Origin of the sequence: Massilia sp. PAMC28688, from assembly GCF_019443445.1 — a bacterium.
Lineage (GTDB): Bacteria > Pseudomonadota > Gammaproteobacteria > Burkholderiales > Burkholderiaceae_D > Telluria_A.
In genome coordinates this window covers 3,463,130-3,481,908 of the sequence record NZ_CP080378.1, presented here as the reverse complement: position 1 = coordinate 3,481,908, position 18,779 = coordinate 3,463,130, and the positions used below count along the sequence as shown (strand labels likewise).

The following is an 18,779-nucleotide window of genomic DNA, read 5'->3' as shown; positions in this document are numbered from 1 at the left end:
ATGAATTCGCCCGCTACCGCCGCCCAGCTCCACCCCCTTGCCGAAGCGCCGGCAGTGCAGATGCGCGCCGCTTTCGACGCCCAGCAGGAAACGGCCCTGCGCTGGCGCGCATCGACCGCGGCCGAGCGGATCGCCCGCGTCAAGCGGCTGCGCGACGCCATGATGGCCAGACGGGAACAATTCTACGCCGCCTTTGCCCAGGATTACCGCAAGTCGCCGGCGGAAGTGGAGGCGACGGAATTCTTGCCGGTCATGGAAGAGATACGCCACGTGCTGGGCCGGCTCAGGCGCTGGATGAAGCCACTGCGCGTGTGGCCCACCACGACCATGCTCGGCACGTCCGGCTGGGTGCAGTACCAGCCGCGCGGGCGCGTTCTCATCATTGCGCCCTGGAATTACCCCCTCAGCCTGTGCTTCGGCCCGCTTGTCTCGGCATTGGCGGCCGGTAACACCGCCATCATCAAGCCGTCCGAGATGACGCCGGCCGTCTCCGCCCTCATGGCCGGCATCATTGCCGAGGTTTTCCCCAGCAATGAGGTGGCCTTGTTCGAAGGCAGCCTGCCCACGGCCAGCGCACTGCTGGAGTTACCTTTCGATCACATCTTCTTTACCGGCTCGCCTGCGGTCGGCAAGGTGGTGATGGCCGCTGCCGCGAAGAACTTGACCAGCGTTACGCTGGAACTGGGCGGCAAGTCGCCAACCATCATCGATGAGACAGCCAACCTGCGCCTGGCAGCGGAGACCATCATGTGGGGCAAGTTCATCAACAATGGGCAGACCTGCGTGGCACCGGACCATATCCACGTTCACCACGCGGTCAAGGAGGCATTCATCGCGCACTGCCGGCAAGTGCTGGCCGAACGCTATGGCGACAGTGCGGACGCGCAAAAAAGCAGCGCCGACCTGACGCGCGTGGTCAACCGGCGCCATACGGGCCGCCTGGCGGCCCTGCTGGCCGATGCACTGGGCAAGGGCGCGCGTGTCCAGGCCGGCGGCCAGGTGGACGAGGCTGCTTGCTACATCGCGCCTACCCTGCTCGACAATATCGCTCCCGGCAGTGCCATCCTGGACGAGGAAATCTTTGGCCCCCTGCTGCCCATCATGGGTTACGACAATCTGGACCAGGTGCTGGCGGCCATCAATGCCGGCCCCAAGCCGCTCGCCTTGTACATCTGGAGCCGCCAGCAGGGCACTATCGACAAGGTCTTGCAGCGCACCAGTTCCGGTGGCGCCTGCGTCAATCACTGCGTGGCGCAGTTCGCGCACGGCAACCTGCCCTTTGGCGGCGTGAACAATTCCGGCATGGGCAATGCGCACGGCGTGTTTGGCTTCAAGGCTTTCTCGCATGAGCGCGCGGTAATGAAATCTTCGCCACTCATGCTGATCAAGCTGTTCTTCCCGCCGTATACCAGCCGGCGCAATTACCTGATCCGCAAGACGGTGGACCTGCTGCGCCTGCCCATGCTGTAGGCCTGCCCCGCGCTCAGTCGATCAATGCAGAAATGCGGGCGGCGCTGTCCGGGTCAACCGGTGCGATGGCCTGTACCAGTTCATGGGCCGACGAACCACAGGCATACAGCAGCACGTCGCCCGGCTGGCAGCGTGACAGGGCATGGCGCACGGCGCGTCCGCAGTCCAGTTCCACCAGGACGCCACCGGTGCTCTCGCGCGCTTCGCAGGCCGCGTCGTACATGAGCATGGCGCGCTGGGCCGGTATGCGGCCGCGGTCCTCGCTGCGCCACTCGTAAAACACCACTTCGTCGAACCCGGCCCCGCACACCTGGCCGATCGCGCGCAAGTCTTCATCGCGGCGGTCGCCCGGCGACGTCACCACGGCATGCGTGCGCCCGCCCGTCATGGCGCGGGTGGTCTGGGCCAGTGCCGCAAAGGCAGCCGGATTGTGGGCATAGTCGACGATGACCTGGATGCCGCCTACATCGTACAGATTGGTGCGCATGGGATTGCCCTTGCCATCGCTGACAAAGCTGCGCAGGCCATGCACGACCAGCTCGCGCGTCAGTCCGGTTGCCAGCAGGGCGGCGGCCGAGGCCAGTGCATTGGCCACGTTGTGGCGCGCGCAGCCCGCCAGCGCGGAAGGCAGGTCCACTACCGGCATGAGCTGATGGTGCGCGGCGCCGTCGGCCGTCATCAGGAAGCCATCCTGCAGCCAGGCCGCCTTGCCGCCCTGGGCCAGATGGGCTTGCAGCACCGCATTGCCGCTGTCGCAGGCGAAGTAAATCGTCTCGACGCCTTCGGCCAGGCCGGCTGCCATGGCCACGCAGCGCGCATCTTCGGCATTGAGCACCACGGCGCGCGAAGCGGAGGCCGCGACCACGGCCTTGACACGGGCCAGGTCATCGAGCGTATCGATGCCGTCCATGCCGAGATGGTCGGCGCTCACGTTGAGCACCACCGCCACGTCGCAGCGGTCAAAGGCCAGGCCGCGCTTGAGGATGCCGCCGCGCGCCGTTTCCAGCACGGCAAACTCCACCTCGGGCGCGCCGAGGATGGTGCGCGCCGACCAGTAGCCGCTGCAGTCGCCTTCCGCGATACGCACACCGTTGACATGCACGCCTTCGGTGGTGGTGCAGCCGGCAACGATGCCTGCCGTGCGCACTACGTGATCGATCATCAGGGTGGTGGTGGTCTTGCCGTTGGTGCCGGTGACGGCAATGACGGGGATGCGGCCGTCGCTGTCGCCGAACATGGACTCGACGATAGCCTCGCCCGCGTCGCGCGGCGTGCCGGCGCTCGGGTATTCGTGCATGCGGATGCCGGGGGCGGCGTTGATTTCGATGATGGCGCCGTTGCGGCCATCGAGCGGCACCGAGATATCGGCGCATACCAGGTCCACGCCGCCCACATCCAGGCCAATCTTGCGTACCGCGCGCACGCACATGTCGCGCGTGGACGGGTGCATGATGTCGGTCACGTCTTCGGCCGTGCCCCCGCTCGAGAGGTTGGCGTTACCGCGCAATATGACGCGGCGCCCGGCCTCGGGTACGCTGTCCAGGCTCAGGCCCTGCCCGGCCAGGGCAGTGTCGGTCAGGCCGTCGGTGGGAATCAAGGTGAGGATGTTGGTGTGGCCCTCGCCCCGCGCCGGGTTGCGGTTTTCCAGCGCCACCAGTTCGCGCACGGTGGCCACGCCGTCGCCCACCACGGTGGGTGGCCGGCGCAGCGCCGCGGCCACCACCCTGTCGCCGGCGACCAGAATGCGGTAGTCGTCACCGACGATGAAGCGCTCGACAATGATGCTGCGTCCATGTTCGCGGGCGCGCGCAAAGGCCACCGCCACGTCTTCCGGGGTGCCGCAGCGGGTGGTTACACCGCGGCCATGGTTGCCGTCGAGCGGCTTGAGGGTAACCAGGCCGCCAAGGCGGGCGGCGGCGCGCTGCGCCTGTTCCAGCGTGCGCACCACGCTGCCTTCCGGGACCGGTACCGCCGCGTCTTCCAGCAGCGCCTTGGTCAGCTCCTTGTCGCAGGCGATGTTGACGGCGATATGGCTGGTGTCGCCGGTGATGGTGGCCTGCAGGCGCTTTTGCTGCGCGCCCCAGCCCAGCGTGAACAGGTTCGCTTCGGGCGTGAGGCGGTTGTACGGGATGCCGCGCCGGGCAGCCGCGCGGACGATGGCGCCGGTGCTGGTGCCGATGGCCTGGTCTTCGGCCGTCTGGCGCAGCTGCACCAGCTCTTGCGCGAGCTGCTCGCGCACCGCCGGGCTGCCCTGGGCCAGTGCGCTGACCAGGGCGATGGCGGCATCGCACGCATCCTCGGCCACCTGCTCGATTTCATAGGAACACACCACGCGGTAGCAGCCAGGCTGGCCGGCCACTTCATGGGTGCGGCCCGTGCTGGTCGGTGTACCCGCCAGGCACTGCAGCGCGATGGTGACATGTTCGACCACATGGGCCAGGTTGGTGCCGGCGCGCAGTGCCTGCACGAAGCCGGCGTATTTGCCGGCCGAGCAGCGGTGATCGTACAGGGAGGGCAGCAGCTCGAGCAGGGTGTCGCAAAAGCCTTCGATGGCGCTGGTGGACAACGCGCGCATCGGCCCCAGATCGATGACGGTGAGAAGACATGGGTGCGCGGAATAGAGATTGCGGCCTCGAAGCAGGCGCTGCTCGGTGATGTTCATGCTGGTGAAGATCCTGTCGATGATGGTTGATGAGGAGTTGTCCAGGGAAAGCACAGCCGGCGCGCCGGGCAGGCGCAGCAGTGTGCGCAGTCCGCAAGCAGGTCACCCAGGCGCTCGCCCATCTGCTGTTTCCTCTGTTGAATATGCATTTTTATAAACAATGCAGTATCGCAGCCAGGAGCATGGCGACGGAAGGGAAGCGCATCCTGTGCTTCTGTAAGCCGATGCTTACAAAACAACATTGCCGATAAATCTACAGGCAAAAAAAAACCGCCGGGGCGCAATGCCCGGCGGTTCTTGGTGACGCTTGACCGATTACTGGGTAACGGTACGGGTGCCAACAACTTCCACGTTCACGCGGCGGTTTTGCTGACGGCCTTCAGCGGTTGCGTTGGTCGCAACTGGCTGGGTCTCGCCCTTGCCTTCGGTGTACACGCGCGATGCATCAACACCCTTCGATACGATGTAAGCCTTGACAGCTTCGGCACGGCGCATCGACAGACGCTGGTTGTACTCGTTCGAGCCGATCGAGTCGGTGTGGCCGACTGCAACCATCACTTCAGTGTTCATGCCTTGCAGGTTGGTCAGCAGTTTGTCCAGCTCAGCCTTGCCGGCTGGGCGCAGGACAGCCTTGTCGAAGTCAAACAGCGTTTCAGCTGCGAAGGTGACTTTTTCCGACGTTGGCACTGGCGCTGGTGCTGGTGCCGGTGCTGGTGCTGGTGCCGGTGCTGGTGCTTCTACGACTGGCTCGGCTGGCGGCGGGGTGTAGACCACTGGCGCGGCTGCTGGACGGCCCAGCTTGTAGACCAGGCCCAGGGAGTACAGGTCAACGTTGGCCTTGGTGCGGATGGCGTCGTCCATGCGGTTGCGCTCTACTTCAGCGCGCATTGCCAGCGCTTCGGTGAACTTGTATTCCAGACCCAGGCCGACGCGGCCGTTGGTGTTCTTGTCGGTCACGCGGGTGTTGGTCGGAAAGCGGCTGCCGGTGAATTCCGTGGTCGAACGTGCATATTGCACGCCCAGGCGGGTGTAGGCAGAGAAACGCTCGGTGAATGGGATCTGAGTGATCAGGTCCAGGTTCACGCCCTTATAGCTCAGGTTCGCGCCGCCGGTGGTGCCAGTCGGGGTATTGGTGCTGAACGAGAAATCGCCGAGGTCGAAGAAGCCTGCTTCAACCGAAAAGTAACGGTTGAGCTGCTTACCAACGAACAGCTTGAAACCGACGTCCTTCTCGTCACTGACCCACGAATTGACAGCAGCACCGCCAGCAGCGTTGAACGCGCGGATGGTATCTTCATTATTGATATTGGCGCGCGTCTGGCCCATGGCAGTGCCGACATAGATAGCTTTATTAGCCCAGTCAGGATTGACAAATTCCTGAGCAGAAGCGCTCTGGCTCATCAGAACCGCTGCTGCAGCGATCGCGGTCATCGATGCAACTTGCTTTGTAAATTTCATATTTTTCTCTCGCTAATTGGTTTTTGGGGATGGCTCGCTAGGACTAATTCGTAGCTGAGTACATATTATTCCTTCTTATCAACTTGCACTCGGTTCGTTACCGAACATAACGAATTGATCATGCGTCGATTTCGCGGAAAAACAACACTTTTAACAGTCTTCGCAAAAAGTTGCTATTTCTTGTAGCCTTTTGGGCTCGCTTTAGGGAATGCAGCTCCAGCCATGTTCCAATCGTCCTGCTGAGCGCATCATACCAAAAGCTGGCGTTTTGCATGTGACATGATGTCCAAACTGCTAAGAACGTTACAAAAAACTTGGATTTCGGTAATTATTCTTTCTAGTTAGATCTGGAACATGGCCGATAAGCACCATTCGCCGAGCCGGGAAAATGGCCAAATTGTTACCAGATTCCCGCGCCGACATGCTCGGCCTGCCTTTCGGTTTTCGTTCAGCGACGCCCCTTGCGACACAGGGTGCACCTTCGCACCTGCGCACCTGCGCACCTGCGCACTTGGTTATCGACTCGCGCGCCTGCTCATTAGTTCCCTGCCCTGCCCGCCCCCAGGCGTTCGATCGCATCCACCATGCCCTCCCAGTTGCCGCTGCTGCCAGGCAGATGCGGTGGCGGCGCCGCCAGCAGCGCGGAAAGGGCTGCGGCCAATCGCCTTGCGGTGAGCCGCGCGTGCGGCAGGACGCTGCCGGCGCCGAGCGCGGCCACCCGTGCGCCATTGTCGAACTGGTCAAAAGCCAGCGGCACAACCAGCTGCGCGACGCGGGCATGCAGTGCCTCGGCCGTGGTGCCGATGCCGCCGTGATGGACAATCAGGGCGCTGCGCGGCAGGCAGCGTTTCAGCGGCAGATAGGACTGCCATAGCAGCTGCGGCGGCAGCTGCGCCGGCACCTGGTCACGATGGGGCGTGAGGAAGATGGCGCGCCGGCCCAGCTGCAGCGTGGCCTCCAGCGCACAGGCGAAAAAATGGGCGGTCTGCCGATTGCCCGTACCGTGGGTGAAAATCAGGGGCGATTCGCCCTCCGCCAAAAATTGTTTTACCTCAGGCGGGAACCCGGCATCCGGATCGGGATCGAACAAGGCAAAGTCACCGCAAACGAGCGGTGCTGGCCAATCGGGCTTGGGTGGCCCAAACCATGGGGGAAACAGGGCAAGCGACAAATCCGGCTCATCGCGCAAAAGGGACAACAGACTGGCAGCCGGCGGCAGCCGGGCTGCAGCGCGCGCGGCGTTTATCTCCGGCAGGGCCACGGGATCGATCACCCGTGCTCCGACCACTGACCAGAGCCAGCGCCGCAGCGGGTGGGGCAGCCAGCGCGGTACGCCGTAGGGTCCCAGCACCAGCGGATCATGGATGGTCGCGATATTGGACGGCGCCAGATAGGCGGCAACCACTGCCACGACGGGCTTGTCCTGGCCGCCACTTGGCACGACCGGCGTCTGCCCCTGCCTGCCGCCGTCGCGGGCCAGCACGGCATCGGGCACGGCCAGCGGATGGGCAATGATGACGCAGCGGCGCGCTGGGGCCGATTGCGCCGATTGCGCCGGCTGTGTTGATTGCGCCGGCTGTATCGATTGCGCCGATTGCGCTGGCTGTGTCAACCGTGCCAGCACCTCCGGCAGTTCGCGCAGGCCGGGGCGCACGGCGCGCCAGACCACGCCAAAGCCGCGCATGGGATGCCACAAGTTTCGATCGTCAAGCACGGCCGGGTCGGCGGCCGTGCCATGAAAGTCAATCCCTGCCTGCCTCACCATCGGCTCATGCAGCGCCGGTGCCATCAGGCGCACCGCGTGGCCGCGCGCGCGCAGCGACTGCGCCATGCGCAGGAAGGGAAACAGGTCGCCAGCCGAGCCGGTGGTGACGAACAGGAATTCAGTGTCCATGCTGTGCTCCCTACTTCAAATGGATCGCGGCAGGCGGCGGGCAAGACCGGGAAAAGACTGCGCCAGTGCTAGGCCGACGGCCCCTGCGCCCCGATGCGCTTCCAGTAAAACATGGTACCCGTCAGGCCGCCATGCGGCTTCAGGGCAAAATCGGGCACGGTGCCGGCCAACGCATAGCCGTGCGCTTCATACAGGCGCGCGGCCCCGCCTTCACTGGCCGTGTCGAGCATGAGCAGGGTCTTGCCGCGCTGGGCAGCGAGTACTTCGGCGGCGCGCAGCAGCTGGCCGGCAAGTCCGCGCCGGCGCGCAGCCGGCAGCGTCATCATCTTGGCAATTTCAGCGCGGTGCGGCTGGTTGGGCGGACATGACAGCAATACGGTGGTGGTAGCGAGCAGGCGCTCGCCCTCCATGGCACCGAGGATTACCCGCTCGCCCCGCGCGGCCGAGGCCAGCGCCCCGTCCCAGAAATGCCGGGCCTCTTCCAATGGCAGCGGATGCATGAAGCTGACCGAGCCGCCCCCTGCTACCACCGTCACCAGCAGCGGTGCCAGCTGCGCGCTGGCCGCATCGCCTTGACACAATTGCCGAATTTGAATGTCCATGATCTCACCTAACTGCGCGCCAGCAGCACGACATAGGTGCAGGGCAGCGCTGTTTCATTGAAAAATTCCACATCCGATGGCGGCCCGAACGGCAGGCAGTCGCCCTCGTCCAGGCTGTGGCGCACACCCCCTTCGGCAATCACCAGCGATCCCTGCCGCACCCACACCGCCTGCCGGATATGGACATACGAGGCGGCCGGCAAGGTCACCGCGGCGCCGGCCGGCAGTTGGACCTGCACGATTTCCAGCGGGTGATCCGGCCGGCTGAGCACCTGGCGCCGCACGTAGCCCGTGGCCGGGTCGCGCCATACGGGCTGCGCTGCCGCGCGCGAGACGCGCTCGCCGTTCCCATGGCCCTCGGCCCGCAGCAGCAGCCCGGCCAGCGTGAGCCCGAATGCCGACGCAATGCGCACCAGGATGACGGCGGTGGGACTGACCTCCCCCCGTTCGATCTTGCTCACCGTTGCCTTGGCCACCCCCGCGCGCTGGGCCAGCTCGGCCAGCGACCAGCCGCGCGCATCGCGCTCAAGGCGGATCCGCACCGCCAGCTGGCGGCCCGTGTCGTCCACAATAGTATTCATTTGGGCATTTTAAGATACAACGACCCGACTAATCAAGCGTGTCGTCAACTGCATGGGCAGGCTGCGGCGCGGGCCGCTCACCGATTTGCTGGCGCCACATGGCAAAGTAGAGGCCCTTCTGGGCCAGCAGGTCGGCATGGGTCCCCTGCTCCACAATGCGGCCCTTTTCGAGCACCACAATGGTGTTGGCATGCATGATTGTCGACAGGCGGTGCGCAATCAGGATGGTGATCTGACTCCCGTGGCGCGAAATGCTGCGTACCGTGCTGCTGACCTGTTCTTCGGTGAGTGAATCAAGGGCCGACGTGGCTTCGTCGAAAATGAGCAGGGGTGGCTTGCGGATCAGCGCGCGGGCGATGGCCAGGCGCTGGCGCTCGCCGCCCGAGAGCTTCATGCCCATTTCGCCAATGACGGTATCGAGTCCCAGCGGCGACTTGTCCAGCAGGTAGGCGCAGGCTGCCTGCTCCATGGCCCGCACCACGTCGGCATCGGTGGCATCGGGCTTGACGAAGCAGATGTTTTCGCGGATGGTACCGGCGAACAGGTGGGTCTGCTGGGTGACCAGGCCAATCTGGCGCCGCACCAGGTTGTAGCGGAAGTCGTCCGTGGGCATATCGTTATAGAACACCCCGCCCGCTGCCGGCTGATACAGCCCGACCAGCAGCTTGACCAGGGTCGACTTGCCGGAGCCGGACGGCCCCACAAAGGCGATGGTGTCGCCAAGCGCGGCCTCGAACGACACGTCATGCACCGCATCGTCGCTGGCCCCCTTGTGGCGAAAGGTCACATGACTGAAACGTAGCGTGGTGACCGGCCCGATGTCGACCGGCTCTGCGGGCCGCCGTTCCACCGGCTTGGCCATGAGGGCGGCAAAATTGGCAAGCGAAGCATCAGCCTCGCGCCAGGCAATGATGATGTTGCCCAGCTCCTGCAAGGGGGCAAAAATCGCCACCGAAATGAATTGCATGGCGATGAGTTCACCGGTAGTGAGCACGTCGCGGAAAATCAGCCACAGGAGCGCGAACAGGATCGACAGTTTCAGCAGGCTCAGGGTGGTACCCTGCAGGAACGAGAGCAGACGGATGCGCTTGACCTTGCGCATTTCCAGGCTGAAGATGGCGGCAGTTTGCGCCTGCAGGCGCCGGATTTCAGGATACGTCAGGCCCAGGCTCTTGATCAGCTCCACGTTGCGAAACGACTCCGTGATGAAGCCGGAGTTGCGGTTGGTCTCGCGCATGATGGAACGCTGCTGACCCTTGATTTCGCGGCTCAGGATGCCCGTCAGGCTGCCCATGACCAGCACGCCCACCAAAAACACGGGCACCAAAAGCCAGTGGCGCGCCAGCGCGTACCAGGTCAGAAAGCTGATCCCGACCAGCGCCGCGAAGAGGGTGTTGATGAAGGCATTGATCACGCGTTCGCAGTCGATGCGCACCTTCTGCAGCAGCGACAGGGTCTCGCCGCTGCGCAGGTCCTCGAACTCCTGGAAGCGCAGGCGCAGCACCTGGCGCACGCCATCGTCGAACATCTGGGTACCGAGCTTTTGCACCATCAGGCGCGTGACATATTCCTGCAGCGCCTTGGCCGCGCGCGAGAGCACCGCCACCAGCACCGCAAGGCCCAGCAGCCGCAGCACCCCGGCCACCAGCTCCTGATCGCTTTTGGTGCCGCGGTTGATGGCGTAATCATCGATGATCCAGCCAAAGATGATGGGGTCGACCAGGGCCAGCACCTGGCTGACAGTTGCCAGCAGCAGCGCCAGCAATCCGAGCGGCCAGTGCGGCCGCAGATAACTCCAGAGAATGCGCATCACGGTTCCAGGCTTGCGGAAAACCGATCATAACAATCCGTGCGCGATGGCGACGCCCGCCAGCGCGGCCACGCCGAAGCATCGGGGGCAGGCCTTGGCGAACAGGCCCGCCAGCTTCGATCAGGGACGGACCGGCGTGGCGGCCAGGTCGCCCACCACCGTGTTCCACAGGCGCACCCGGTAAGCCGTCACCAGAGCGTGCTTCACGTAAGGATCGTTCCTGGCGAAGCGCTCGGCCGCCTCGGGCGAGTCGCCCTGGAACAGCAGCATGGCCTTGTCGAAGGGATCGGGCAGCGCGCCGGCCAGCACGATTTCGCCGCGTTCCTGCGCTTCCCAGGCCAGGCGCAGGTGCTCGTCGCGGTATTGGCCGCGGCGTTCGAGGTAATCGTCGGCCAGCTCATAGCACAACAGGTAATGCATAGTTTCTCCGTTAATAGCGTGAGCAACGTAAGGCCGGCATCACAGGAAGCGGTCGAGGATGCGGCGCGTGTGCTTGTCGATCGTGAACATGTCCCGGATCAGGAAATTGATGCCGTGGTTGTCGGCCACCAGCAGCGAAGCGGCGCCGATGCGGCGAATGTCTTCTTCACCCTTGAGGGTGAATTCGGTGCTGCCACGATCGGTATCGACATACCAGGTGCAGGGCGTGGCAAAGCTGCTCACATCCTTGACCCGGATAATTTCGGGCATGAATTCGCGCCCTTCCAGTTCTTCGTGCACCAACTCGCGCACCTGGGCCGGCAGCGCGGCCAGCTCGTCGATCCAGGCCACTTCCTTGCCATCGCCCAGCACCAGCGAGATGCCGTTGTCGGGCGACTGGATCGGGAACGCGCGCACCGGCGACACGCCCTCGAATACTTCGCCGGCGCTGTTGGTCAGCACCAGCCTGCCAAAGCTGTTGCGCACCAGCTGAAAATTCGTCTCTGCCATCTAGTCTTCGTCCTTGTCGTCCATGTCGGTATCCACGTTGCGCGCCTGCGCTTCGTATAGCCGGAAGTAGGCGCCCTCGCGCGCCATCAGCTCGTCGTGGCTGCCCTCTTCCATCACCACGCCGCGGTCCAGCACCACCAGGCGGTCGGCCCGGTGCAGCGTCGACAGGCGGTGCGCAATGGCGATCGTGGTGCGGCCCTGCACCAGGTTGTCGAGCGCCTTCTGGATTTCCTTTTCCGTTTCCGAGTCCACCGACGACGTGGCTTCATCCATGATCAGGATGCGCGGGTCGATCAGCAGCGCGCGTGCAATCGAGATGCGCTGGCGCTCGCCACCCGACAGGCCCTGACCCCGTTCTCCCACCATCGAATCGTAACCCTGCGGCAGGCGCAGAATGAATTCATGAGCATGGGCCGCGCGCGCCGAGGCGATGATTTCTTCGCGCGTGGCACCCGGCTTGCCGTAAGCGATATTTTCGGCAATCGTGCCAAAGAACAGGAACGGCTCCTGCAGCACCAGTCCGATGTTGCGGCGGTAGTCCGACACCGCGAACGAGCGGATGTCGACGCCGTCGAGCAGGATCGCGCCCTCGCTCACATCGTAGAAGCGGCAGATCAGGTTGACCAGGGTGCTCTTGCCCGAGCCGCTGTGACCGACCAGGCCCACGAATTCACCGGCCCTGATATTGAGTGAAATGCCGCGGTTGACAGCGCGGTTGCCATACCGGAAACCCACTTCGCGCAGGTCGATGCGCCCTTCGATCTTGTCCAGCTTTACCGGGTTGACCGGTTCCGGCACGCTCGATACGTGGTCGAGAATGTCGAAGATGCGCTTGGCCGCCGACGCCGACTTCTGCGTCACCGACACGATGCGGCTCATGGAATCAAGTCGCCCATAAAAGCGGCTGCTGTACGTGATGAACAGGGTCAGCACGCCGACCGTGATGTCGTTGCTCGACACCAGCCAGATACCGAATACCCACACCACCAGCAACCCCAGTTCGGTCAAGAACGATACCGTTGGCGAGAACAGCGACCAGACGCGATTGAGCTTGTCGTTGACGGCCAGGTTATGGCGGTTGGCTTCGCGAAACCGCGTCGCTTCGCGCTTTTCCTGGGCAAACGCCTTGACCACGCGGATACCGGGGATGGTATCGGCCAGCACGTTGGTGACCTCGCCCCACACGCGGTCGATCTTTTCAAAGCCGGTGCGCAGGCGGTCGCGCACGATGTGGATCATCCAGGCGATGAAAGGCAGCGGCACCAGCGTGATCACGGCCAGCCACGGATTGATCGAACACAGGATCACGCCGGTCATGATGATCATCAGGACGTCGGAGGCAAAGTCGAGCAGGTGCAGCGACAGGAACACGCAAATGCGGTCGCTGCCGCTGCCGATGCGCGACATCAGATCACCTGTGCGCTTGCCGCCAAAAAATTCAAGCGACAGCTTCATCAAGTGTTCATACGTGGCCGAACGCAGGTCGGCCCCCATCCGTTCCGACACCAGTGCCAGGATGTAGGTCTTGCCCCACCCGAGCCCCCAGGCCAGCACCGCCGCGCCAAACAGGCCGCTCATGTACAGCCACACCAGCCGTTCATTGACCTGCTCACCGTTCTGGAACGGGATCAGGACATTGTCCATCAGCGGCATGGTGAGATAGGGCGGGATCATGTGCGCCGCGGTACTGGCCAGCATGAGGAAAAAGCCCAGCGCCAGCTGCCACTTGTACGGTTTGGCGAAACGCCACAGGCGCAGCAGGGTCCAGGTGGACGGCGGCGTGTACAGGACCTTGGTGCAGATCGGGCATTCTTCTTCGTCCGGTGCCAGCGGCGCCTTGCAGCTCGGGCAGACATGGTGCTCGGGCACGTGCACCGGCCGGCCGGTCAGATGGCTTTCAAGCTGCTCGCGAAAATGGTCCAGCAGCCGGATCGCTTGCAGGTTCTGGCCCAGCGTGAAGCGCCAGGCGCCAAGCCGGCCATGGTCATCAAACAGTTCCAGGTGACCGACGCCGGCATGATCGTGGTGGCGCAGCGCGAGGCCCGGCCGGAATGAAAACGTCTGCCACGCGGACTGCCCGGCATCGAGGGCCAGCAGCCGGCGGTCGGTGACGACCAGCATCCCTTTTTTAAACCGCAGGCGGGCATCAAGGTCAACCTGCATGCCACCCAGAACGTTTTCCCCCGGAGCAAGCTGCTGCGCGACTTGTGCCTGCCATTCCTCGGACAAGGAAATGAGCACGGGGGCAGCTGTCGAAGAAGAAATTAATTGTGTAGATGTCATCGTCTGGGGAAAGTAAGCCATGCCCCGGCAGGCAATCCGGGATTCGATACTGGCAGAAATTGGTTTGGCGCGGTAAGCTTCGGTAGGGCAAGTATACAACATGACAGGCTGCAATTTGGGCGCGCGGAGACCGTGCGGCTACCACCGTGACAGTCGCTGTTATCAAGAAATAATCTAATGACAAAGAAGAAAGCAATCGATTTCCTGCGCGTGACGCACCTGCGTGGGCCGAACATCTGGACCTACCGCCCCGTGATCGAAGCGTGGCTCGATATCGGCTTGCTGGAAGACTTTCCGTCCAACAAACTGCCGGGCCTGTACGAGCGGCTGGTGGCCTGGCTGCCGGGCCTGATCGAGCATCGCTGCGGGGTGGGCGAACGGGGCGGCTTCCTGGAGCGTCTCAAGGAAGGTACCTGGTCGGGCCATGTGCTGGAACACGTGGTGCTGGAGCTGCAAAACCTGGCCGGCATGCGCACCGGTTTCGGCAAGACCCGTTCCACCGGCGACATTGGCGTATACAAGATGGCCTTTCGCACGCGCGAGGAGCATGTGGGCCGCGCCGCGCTTGAGGCGGGCCGCGCGCTGCTGATGGCGGCCATCGACGACACCCCGTTCGACCTGGCCGCCACCGTGGCCGCACTCAAGGAAAAGGTGGACGACCATTGCATGGGTCCTTCCACCAACCATATTGTGGAAGCGGCCACCGAGCGCCGCATTCCGCACCTGCGCCTCACTGACGGCAACCTGGTGCAGCTCGGCCACGGCGCCGCGCAGCGCCGCATCTGGACGGCCGAAACCGACCGTACCAGTGCGATTGCCGAATCGATTGCCTCTGACAAAGACCTTACCAAGACGCTGCTGCAGGCATGCGGGGTACCGGTGCCGGAAGGCGCGCTGGTACGCAGCGCCGCCGAGGCGTGGGAAGAAGCCCAGGACATCGGCCTGCCGGTGGTGGTCAAACCTTACGACGGCAACCACGGACGCGGAGTGTCGCTCAACCTCATGACCGAGGCCGACGTGGTCAAGGCTTACCACCTGGCCGCGCGCAAGGGCGACAGCGAAGCGGTGATTGTGGAACGCTACATCGCCGGCGACGAGCATCGCCTGCTGGTGGTGGGCTCGCAGCTGGTGGCCGCGGCCAAGGGCGAATCGCTGTGGGTAACGGGCGACGGCGTGGGCAACATCATCGACCTGGTGGACAGCCAGATCAACACCGACCCGCGCCGCGGCACCACCGAAGACGCGCCCTTGAACGCGCTCGCGCCGCAGCACGGGGCCGAAATCATCCTGGAGCTCGAACGCCAGGGTCTGACCGCCTACTCGGTGCCGCAGGCGGGCCAGAAGGTGCTGATCCAGCCCAACGGCAACGTCGCCATTGACGTCACCGACAAGGTCCATCCTTCCATCGCCCAGGCCGCGGCACTGGCCGCGCGCGTGGTTGGCCTGGACATTGCGGGCGTGGACCTGGTGGCCGAAGACATCACCCGGCCACTGAGCGAGCAGCGCGGCGCGATCATCGAAGTCAACGCCAGTCCCGGGCTGCTCGCGCACATCAAACCGGCCGCGGGCGAACCTCGTCCGATTGGCGCGGCCATCGTGGGTCACCTGTTCGGCCAGGCGGAAAGCGGCCGCATACCCATCGTCGGCATCACCGGCAGCCGGGGCACGGCGCTCATCGCCAAGCTGGTGGGCTGCCTGGTGCACCTGACCGGCAAGCATACTGGCGTGGTCAGCTCGGAAGGCCTGTTCCTCGATCAGCGCCTGGTCACGGCGGCCAATGCCGTCAACTGGGAAGCAGGCCAGCGCCTCTTGATCAATCGCACCGTGCAGGCGGCCGTCTTTGAGAGCAATGCGCGCATGATCCTGGCCGAAGGCCTGGCCTACGACAAGTGCAGCGTCGGCGTCGTCACCGACATGGACGGCTTTGAGCAGCTGGGCGAATTCTACATCCACGACGCCGACGCCATGGCCAACGTGGTGCGCACCCAGGTCGATGTCATTGCCGACCAGGGCGTGGCGGTGCTCAACGCAGCCAATGCTGCGGTGGCCGCCCTGTCCGAATTGTGCGATGGCGAAGTGATCTTCTATGGCCTCGACCCGGCGCTGCCCGTGCTCTCGGCGCACACAGGCGCAGGCGGCAAGGCGGTCACTCTCCATGACGGCAAGCTGGTGGTGATAGAAGGCGGCAGCGACACGGTCATTCTGAGCCTGGCGAGCCTCAAGCCCGGCGTGATCGAGCATCCCGACAGCCTGCTGGCAGCAGTGGCGGCTACGTGGGCGCTCGGTGTGCCGTTGGACCTGATCGGCGCCGGCCTGCGTTCCTTCGATCCGCGCGCCAGGGCGCCCAACCGATAAAGCGCGCTGGTCAAGATTAGTACGCCCGGCGGCAAGCCAGGCGCGGGCAGCACCGGTATGCGGTGGGCCTTACCCTCATAGGATGAACGGTTTATGGAAGTATCTCGCGTCAGGGCCTTGCGTGGCCCTAACCTCTGGAGCCACCACACCTCGATCGAGGCAGTTGTCGCCTGCACCGCGCAGGAAGGATGCGTCGGCAACATGCCCGGCTTCGAGGCTCGCCTGCGCGAGCGCTTCCCGGACATGGGGCCGTTCCAGCCCACCGGCCACGACGACACCATTCCCATGGCGCACGTGCTGGAACTGGCGGCCCTGGGCCTGCAGGCGCAGGCCGGGTGCCCCGTCACCTTCAGTAATACCACGGCCACGCTGGAACCGGGCATCTTCCAGGTTGTAGTGGAATATTCCGAGGAAGCGGTCGGCCGCCGCGCCATGGAAATGGCACAAGCACTGTGCGCCAGTGCCGCCGCCGACACCGCGTTCGACCTGGCAGCGGCCCTGAGCGAACTGCGCGAGCTCGATGAAGACGTGCGCCTCGGCCCTTCCACCGGCGCCATCGTGCAGGCCGCCCTGGCCCGCAACATCCCGTTCCGGCGCCTGACCAACGGCAGCCTGGTCACGTTCGGCTGGGGCAGCCGCCAGCGCAGGATCCAGGCCGCCGAAATCGACCGCACCGGCGCCATTGCCGAAGCGATCGCCCAGGACAAGGAGCTGACCAAGAAGCTGCTGCACGCAGCCGGTGTACCGGTGCCGATGGGCCGCACCGTCTCCGGCCCGGACGACGCGTGGGCGGCGGCGCTGGAAATCGGCCTGCCGGTGGTGATCAAGCCAAAGGATGGCAATCAGGGCAAGGGTGTCACCGTCAACATCACCACGCGCGAGCAGCTCGATGCCGGCTACGCGGCCGCCGCTGAATTCCGCGACAACATCCTGGTCGAGCGCTACCTTCCCGGTAACGACTTCCGCCTGCTGGTCATTGGCAACAAGCTCATTGCAGCGGCGCGGCGCGATCCGCCCACCGTCGTGGGCGATGGCCTGCACACCGTGCGCGAGCTGGTCGACCAGGTCAATCTCGACCCGCGCCGCGGCAATGGCCATGCCACCTCCCTGACCAAGATCCGCTTCGACGACATTGCGCTTGCAAGCCTGGCCAACCAGGGCTACGTGGCCGAATCCGTGCCGGCCAAGGGCGAGCGCGTCATCCTGCGCAACAATGCCAACCTGTCCACGGGCGGGGCCGCCACCGACGTCACCGACGACGTCCACCCGGAAGTGGCCGCGCGTGCCATCGCCGCCGCCCACATGGTGGGCCTGGACATCTGCGGCGTGGACCTGGTGTGCGACAGCGTGCTCAAGCCGATCGAAGAGCAAAACGGCGGCATCGTGGAAGTCAATGCCGCCCCGGGCCTGCGCATGCACCTGTCGCCATCATTCGGCAAGGGCCGTGCGGTGGGCGAAGCGATCATCTCGACCCTGTTCAACGAGGGCGATGATGGCCGCATTCCGGTCGTTGCCGTCACCGGCACCAACGGCAAAACCACCACGGTGCGCCTGATTGCCCACCTGCTTACGGCCGCCGGGCTGCGCACCGGCATGACCAATACCGACGGCGTGTACATTGAAGGGCGCAGGATCGACAGCGGCGACTGCAGCGGACCGCGCAGCGCCCGCAACGTCCTGCTCCATCCGGACGTGGACGCGGCGGTATTTGAAACCGCGCGCGGCGGCATGCTGCGCGAAGGGCTGGCCTTTGACCGCTGCCAGGTGGCCGTTGTGACCAACATCGGCTCGGGCGACCATCTGGGGCTGAACTACATCACCACGCTGGAAGACCTGGCCGTGCTCAAACGCGTCATCGTGCAAAATGTGGCCGATGGCGGGATGGCCGTGCTCAATGCGGCCGATCCCGTAGTGGCAGCGATGGCGGCCAACTGCCGCGGCGCGGTGACCTTCTTCGCAGCCGACATCGACCATCCCATCATGTCTACCCACCGCGCACAAGGACAGCGCGTGGTGTACGTCGACGGCGCCATGCTGGTGGCGGCCGAGGGCGGGATCGTACGCGAGATTGCGCTGGCCGACATTCCCATCACCCGCGGCGGCACGGTAGGCTTCCAGGTCGAAAACGTCATGGCTTCCGTAGCGGCCGCCTGGGCCGTGGGCCTGCCGTGGGAGCGCATCTGCGCGGGCCTGGCAAACTTCAAGGGCGAGAGCGACAATGCACCCGGGCGCTTCAATGTGTTCAGCTATCGCGGCGCCACCGTGATTGCCGATTATGGCCACAATCCGGATGCGATCATCGCCCTGGTTGGCGCGGTGCAGAACATGCCGGCCCGGCGCCGCCTGGTGGTGATCAGCGGTGCGGGCGACCGCCGCGACGTCGACATCCGCCAGCAGACTGAAATCCTGGGAGCCGCCTTTGATGATGTGCTGCTGTACCAGGACCAGTGCCAGCGCGGCCGCGCCGATGGTGAAGTGATCGGCCTGCTGCGCCAGGGACTGGAGGGCGCCAGCCGTACCACCCACATCGACGAAATCAATGGCGAATTCGTCGCCATCGACACCGCCCTGGCCCGCCTGCAGGACGGCGACCTGTGCCTGATCCTGATTGATCAGGTAGAAGAAGCGCTGGCCCATATCGCCAAGCGTATCGCCCAAGGCTGAACCACGCACGTCCCGCGCGGACGTGCCCCTTCCTCCTGCGCCGCATGAGCGCTTCCGCGTGGCCCGCAAG

13 protein-coding genes are annotated in these 18,779 nt (G+C 64.5%); 4 read left to right on the top strand and 9 right to left on the bottom strand.

Going from position 1 to position 18,779, the window contains the following annotated elements; all coding sequences use genetic code 11:
* A complete protein-coding gene (locus tag KY495_RS15575; RefSeq protein ID WP_219880300.1) occupies positions 1-1,470 on the top strand; it encodes an aldehyde dehydrogenase family protein in 1,470 nt (489 codons plus the stop codon).
* Positions 1,471-1,483: 13 nt separating this feature from the next.
* On the opposite strand, the gene cphA (KY495_RS15570) is transcribed toward KY495_RS15575, so the two are convergent.
* The gene (cphA, locus tag KY495_RS15570; RefSeq protein WP_219880299.1) at positions 1,484-4,132 is read right to left on the bottom strand and encodes a cyanophycin synthetase; all 2,649 of its coding nucleotides are present in this window, start codon (positions 4,130-4,132) and stop codon (positions 1,484-1,486) included.
* On the opposite strand from cphA (KY495_RS15570), the gene KY495_RS15565 reads away from it, so the two are divergent.
* Positions 4,131-4,289: a hypothetical protein gene (locus KY495_RS15565; protein ID WP_219880298.1), complete on the top strand. Its 159-nt coding sequence runs from the start codon at positions 4,131-4,133 to the stop codon at positions 4,287-4,289. The two genes, cphA (KY495_RS15570) and KY495_RS15565, sit on opposite strands and share 2 nt — an antisense overlap.
* Before the next feature lie 158 nt (positions 4,290-4,447).
* Here the strand turns inward: KY495_RS15565 and KY495_RS15560 are convergent, their stop codons facing one another.
* From KY495_RS15560 to KY495_RS15525, 8 genes are all read right to left on the bottom strand, one after another.
* Positions 4,448-5,590 (bottom strand): OmpA family protein, encoded by a 1,143-nt coding sequence (locus KY495_RS15560; protein WP_229518325.1) that lies wholly within the window; start codon positions 5,588-5,590, stop codon positions 4,448-4,450.
* A 538-nt stretch (positions 5,591-6,128) separates the two neighbouring features.
* Positions 6,129-7,484 carry a nucleotide disphospho-sugar-binding domain-containing protein gene (locus tag KY495_RS15555; protein ID WP_219880297.1) on the bottom strand — a complete coding sequence of 452 codons (1,356 nt, stop codon included), beginning with the start codon at positions 7,482-7,484 and terminating at the stop codon, positions 6,129-6,131.
* Between the two features lie 68 nt (positions 7,485-7,552).
* Entirely contained in the window at positions 7,553-8,086 is a 534-nt protein-coding gene (locus tag KY495_RS15550; RefSeq protein WP_219880296.1) for a GNAT family N-acetyltransferase, read from the bottom strand.
* 8 nt (positions 8,087-8,094) lie between these two features.
* Positions 8,095-8,667 (bottom strand): helix-turn-helix domain-containing protein, encoded by a 573-nt coding sequence (locus KY495_RS15545; protein WP_219880295.1) that lies wholly within the window; start codon positions 8,665-8,667, stop codon positions 8,095-8,097.
* Positions 8,668-8,695: 28 nt separating this feature from the next.
* The gene (locus tag KY495_RS15540; protein ID WP_219880294.1) at positions 8,696-10,477 is read right to left on the bottom strand and encodes an ABC transporter ATP-binding protein; all 1,782 of its coding nucleotides are present in this window, start codon (positions 10,475-10,477) and stop codon (positions 8,696-8,698) included.
* Between the two features lie 120 nt (positions 10,478-10,597).
* On the bottom strand, positions 10,598-10,897 hold the full coding sequence (locus KY495_RS15535) for a YciI-like protein (protein ID WP_219880293.1): 300 nt from the start codon (positions 10,895-10,897) through the stop codon (positions 10,598-10,600).
* 39 nt (positions 10,898-10,936) lie between these two features.
* Positions 10,937-11,407, bottom strand: a complete 471-nt coding sequence (locus KY495_RS15530) for a DUF1854 domain-containing protein (protein WP_219880292.1) — start codon at positions 11,405-11,407, stop codon at positions 10,937-10,939.
* Entirely contained in the window at positions 11,408-13,570 is a 2,163-nt protein-coding gene (locus tag KY495_RS15525; RefSeq protein WP_229518633.1) for an ABC transporter ATP-binding protein, read from the bottom strand.
* A 297-nt stretch (positions 13,571-13,867) separates the two neighbouring features.
* Here KY495_RS15525 and cphA (KY495_RS15520) point away from each other — a divergent pair, with 297 nt between their 5' ends.
* Together cphA (KY495_RS15520) and cphA (KY495_RS15515) are read left to right on the top strand one after the other, a co-directional pair.
* A complete protein-coding gene (cphA, locus tag KY495_RS15520) occupies positions 13,868-16,045 on the top strand; it encodes a cyanophycin synthetase (protein ID WP_219880291.1) in 2,178 nt (725 codons plus the stop codon).
* A 93-nt stretch (positions 16,046-16,138) separates the two neighbouring features.
* Positions 16,139-18,709, top strand: coding sequence for a cyanophycin synthetase (gene cphA, locus KY495_RS15515; RefSeq protein ID WP_219880290.1), 2,571 nt, complete (start codon positions 16,139-16,141; stop codon positions 18,707-18,709).
* Positions 18,710-18,779: the final 70 nt, after the last annotated feature.

Coding starts and splice junctions, on each gene's coding strand:
- KY495_RS15575 (WP_219880300.1), top strand. CDS start 1: ATGAATTCGCCCGCTACCGCCGCCCAGCTCCACCCCCTTGCCGAAGCG.
- KY495_RS15565 (WP_219880298.1), top strand. CDS start 4,131: ATGCTGGTGAAGATCCTGTCGATGATGGTTGATGAGGAGTTGTCCAGG.
- cphA (WP_219880299.1), bottom strand. CDS start 4,132: ATGAACATCACCGAGCAGCGCCTGCTTCGAGGCCGCAATCTCTATTCC.
- KY495_RS15560 (WP_229518325.1), bottom strand. CDS start 5,590: ATGAAATTTACAAAGCAAGTTGCATCGATGACCGCGATCGCTGCAGCA.
- KY495_RS15555 (WP_219880297.1), bottom strand. CDS start 7,484: ATGGACACTGAATTCCTGTTCGTCACCACCGGCTCGGCTGGCGACCTG.
- KY495_RS15550 (WP_219880296.1), bottom strand. CDS start 8,086: ATGGACATTCAAATTCGGCAATTGTGTCAAGGCGATGCGGCCAGCGCG.
- KY495_RS15545 (WP_219880295.1), bottom strand. CDS start 8,667: ATGAATACTATTGTGGACGACACGGGCCGCCAGCTGGCGGTGCGGATC.
- KY495_RS15540 (WP_219880294.1), bottom strand. CDS start 10,477: ATGCGCATTCTCTGGAGTTATCTGCGGCCGCACTGGCCGCTCGGATTG.
- KY495_RS15535 (WP_219880293.1), bottom strand. CDS start 10,897: ATGCATTACCTGTTGTGCTATGAGCTGGCCGACGATTACCTCGAACGC.
- KY495_RS15530 (WP_219880292.1), bottom strand. CDS start 11,407: ATGGCAGAGACGAATTTTCAGCTGGTGCGCAACAGCTTTGGCAGGCTG.
- KY495_RS15525 (WP_229518633.1), bottom strand. CDS start 13,570: ATGCAGGTTGACCTTGATGCCCGCCTGCGGTTTAAAAAAGGGATGCTG.
- cphA (WP_219880291.1), top strand. CDS start 13,868: ATGACAAAGAAGAAAGCAATCGATTTCCTGCGCGTGACGCACCTGCGT.
- cphA (WP_219880290.1), top strand. CDS start 16,139: ATGGAAGTATCTCGCGTCAGGGCCTTGCGTGGCCCTAACCTCTGGAGC.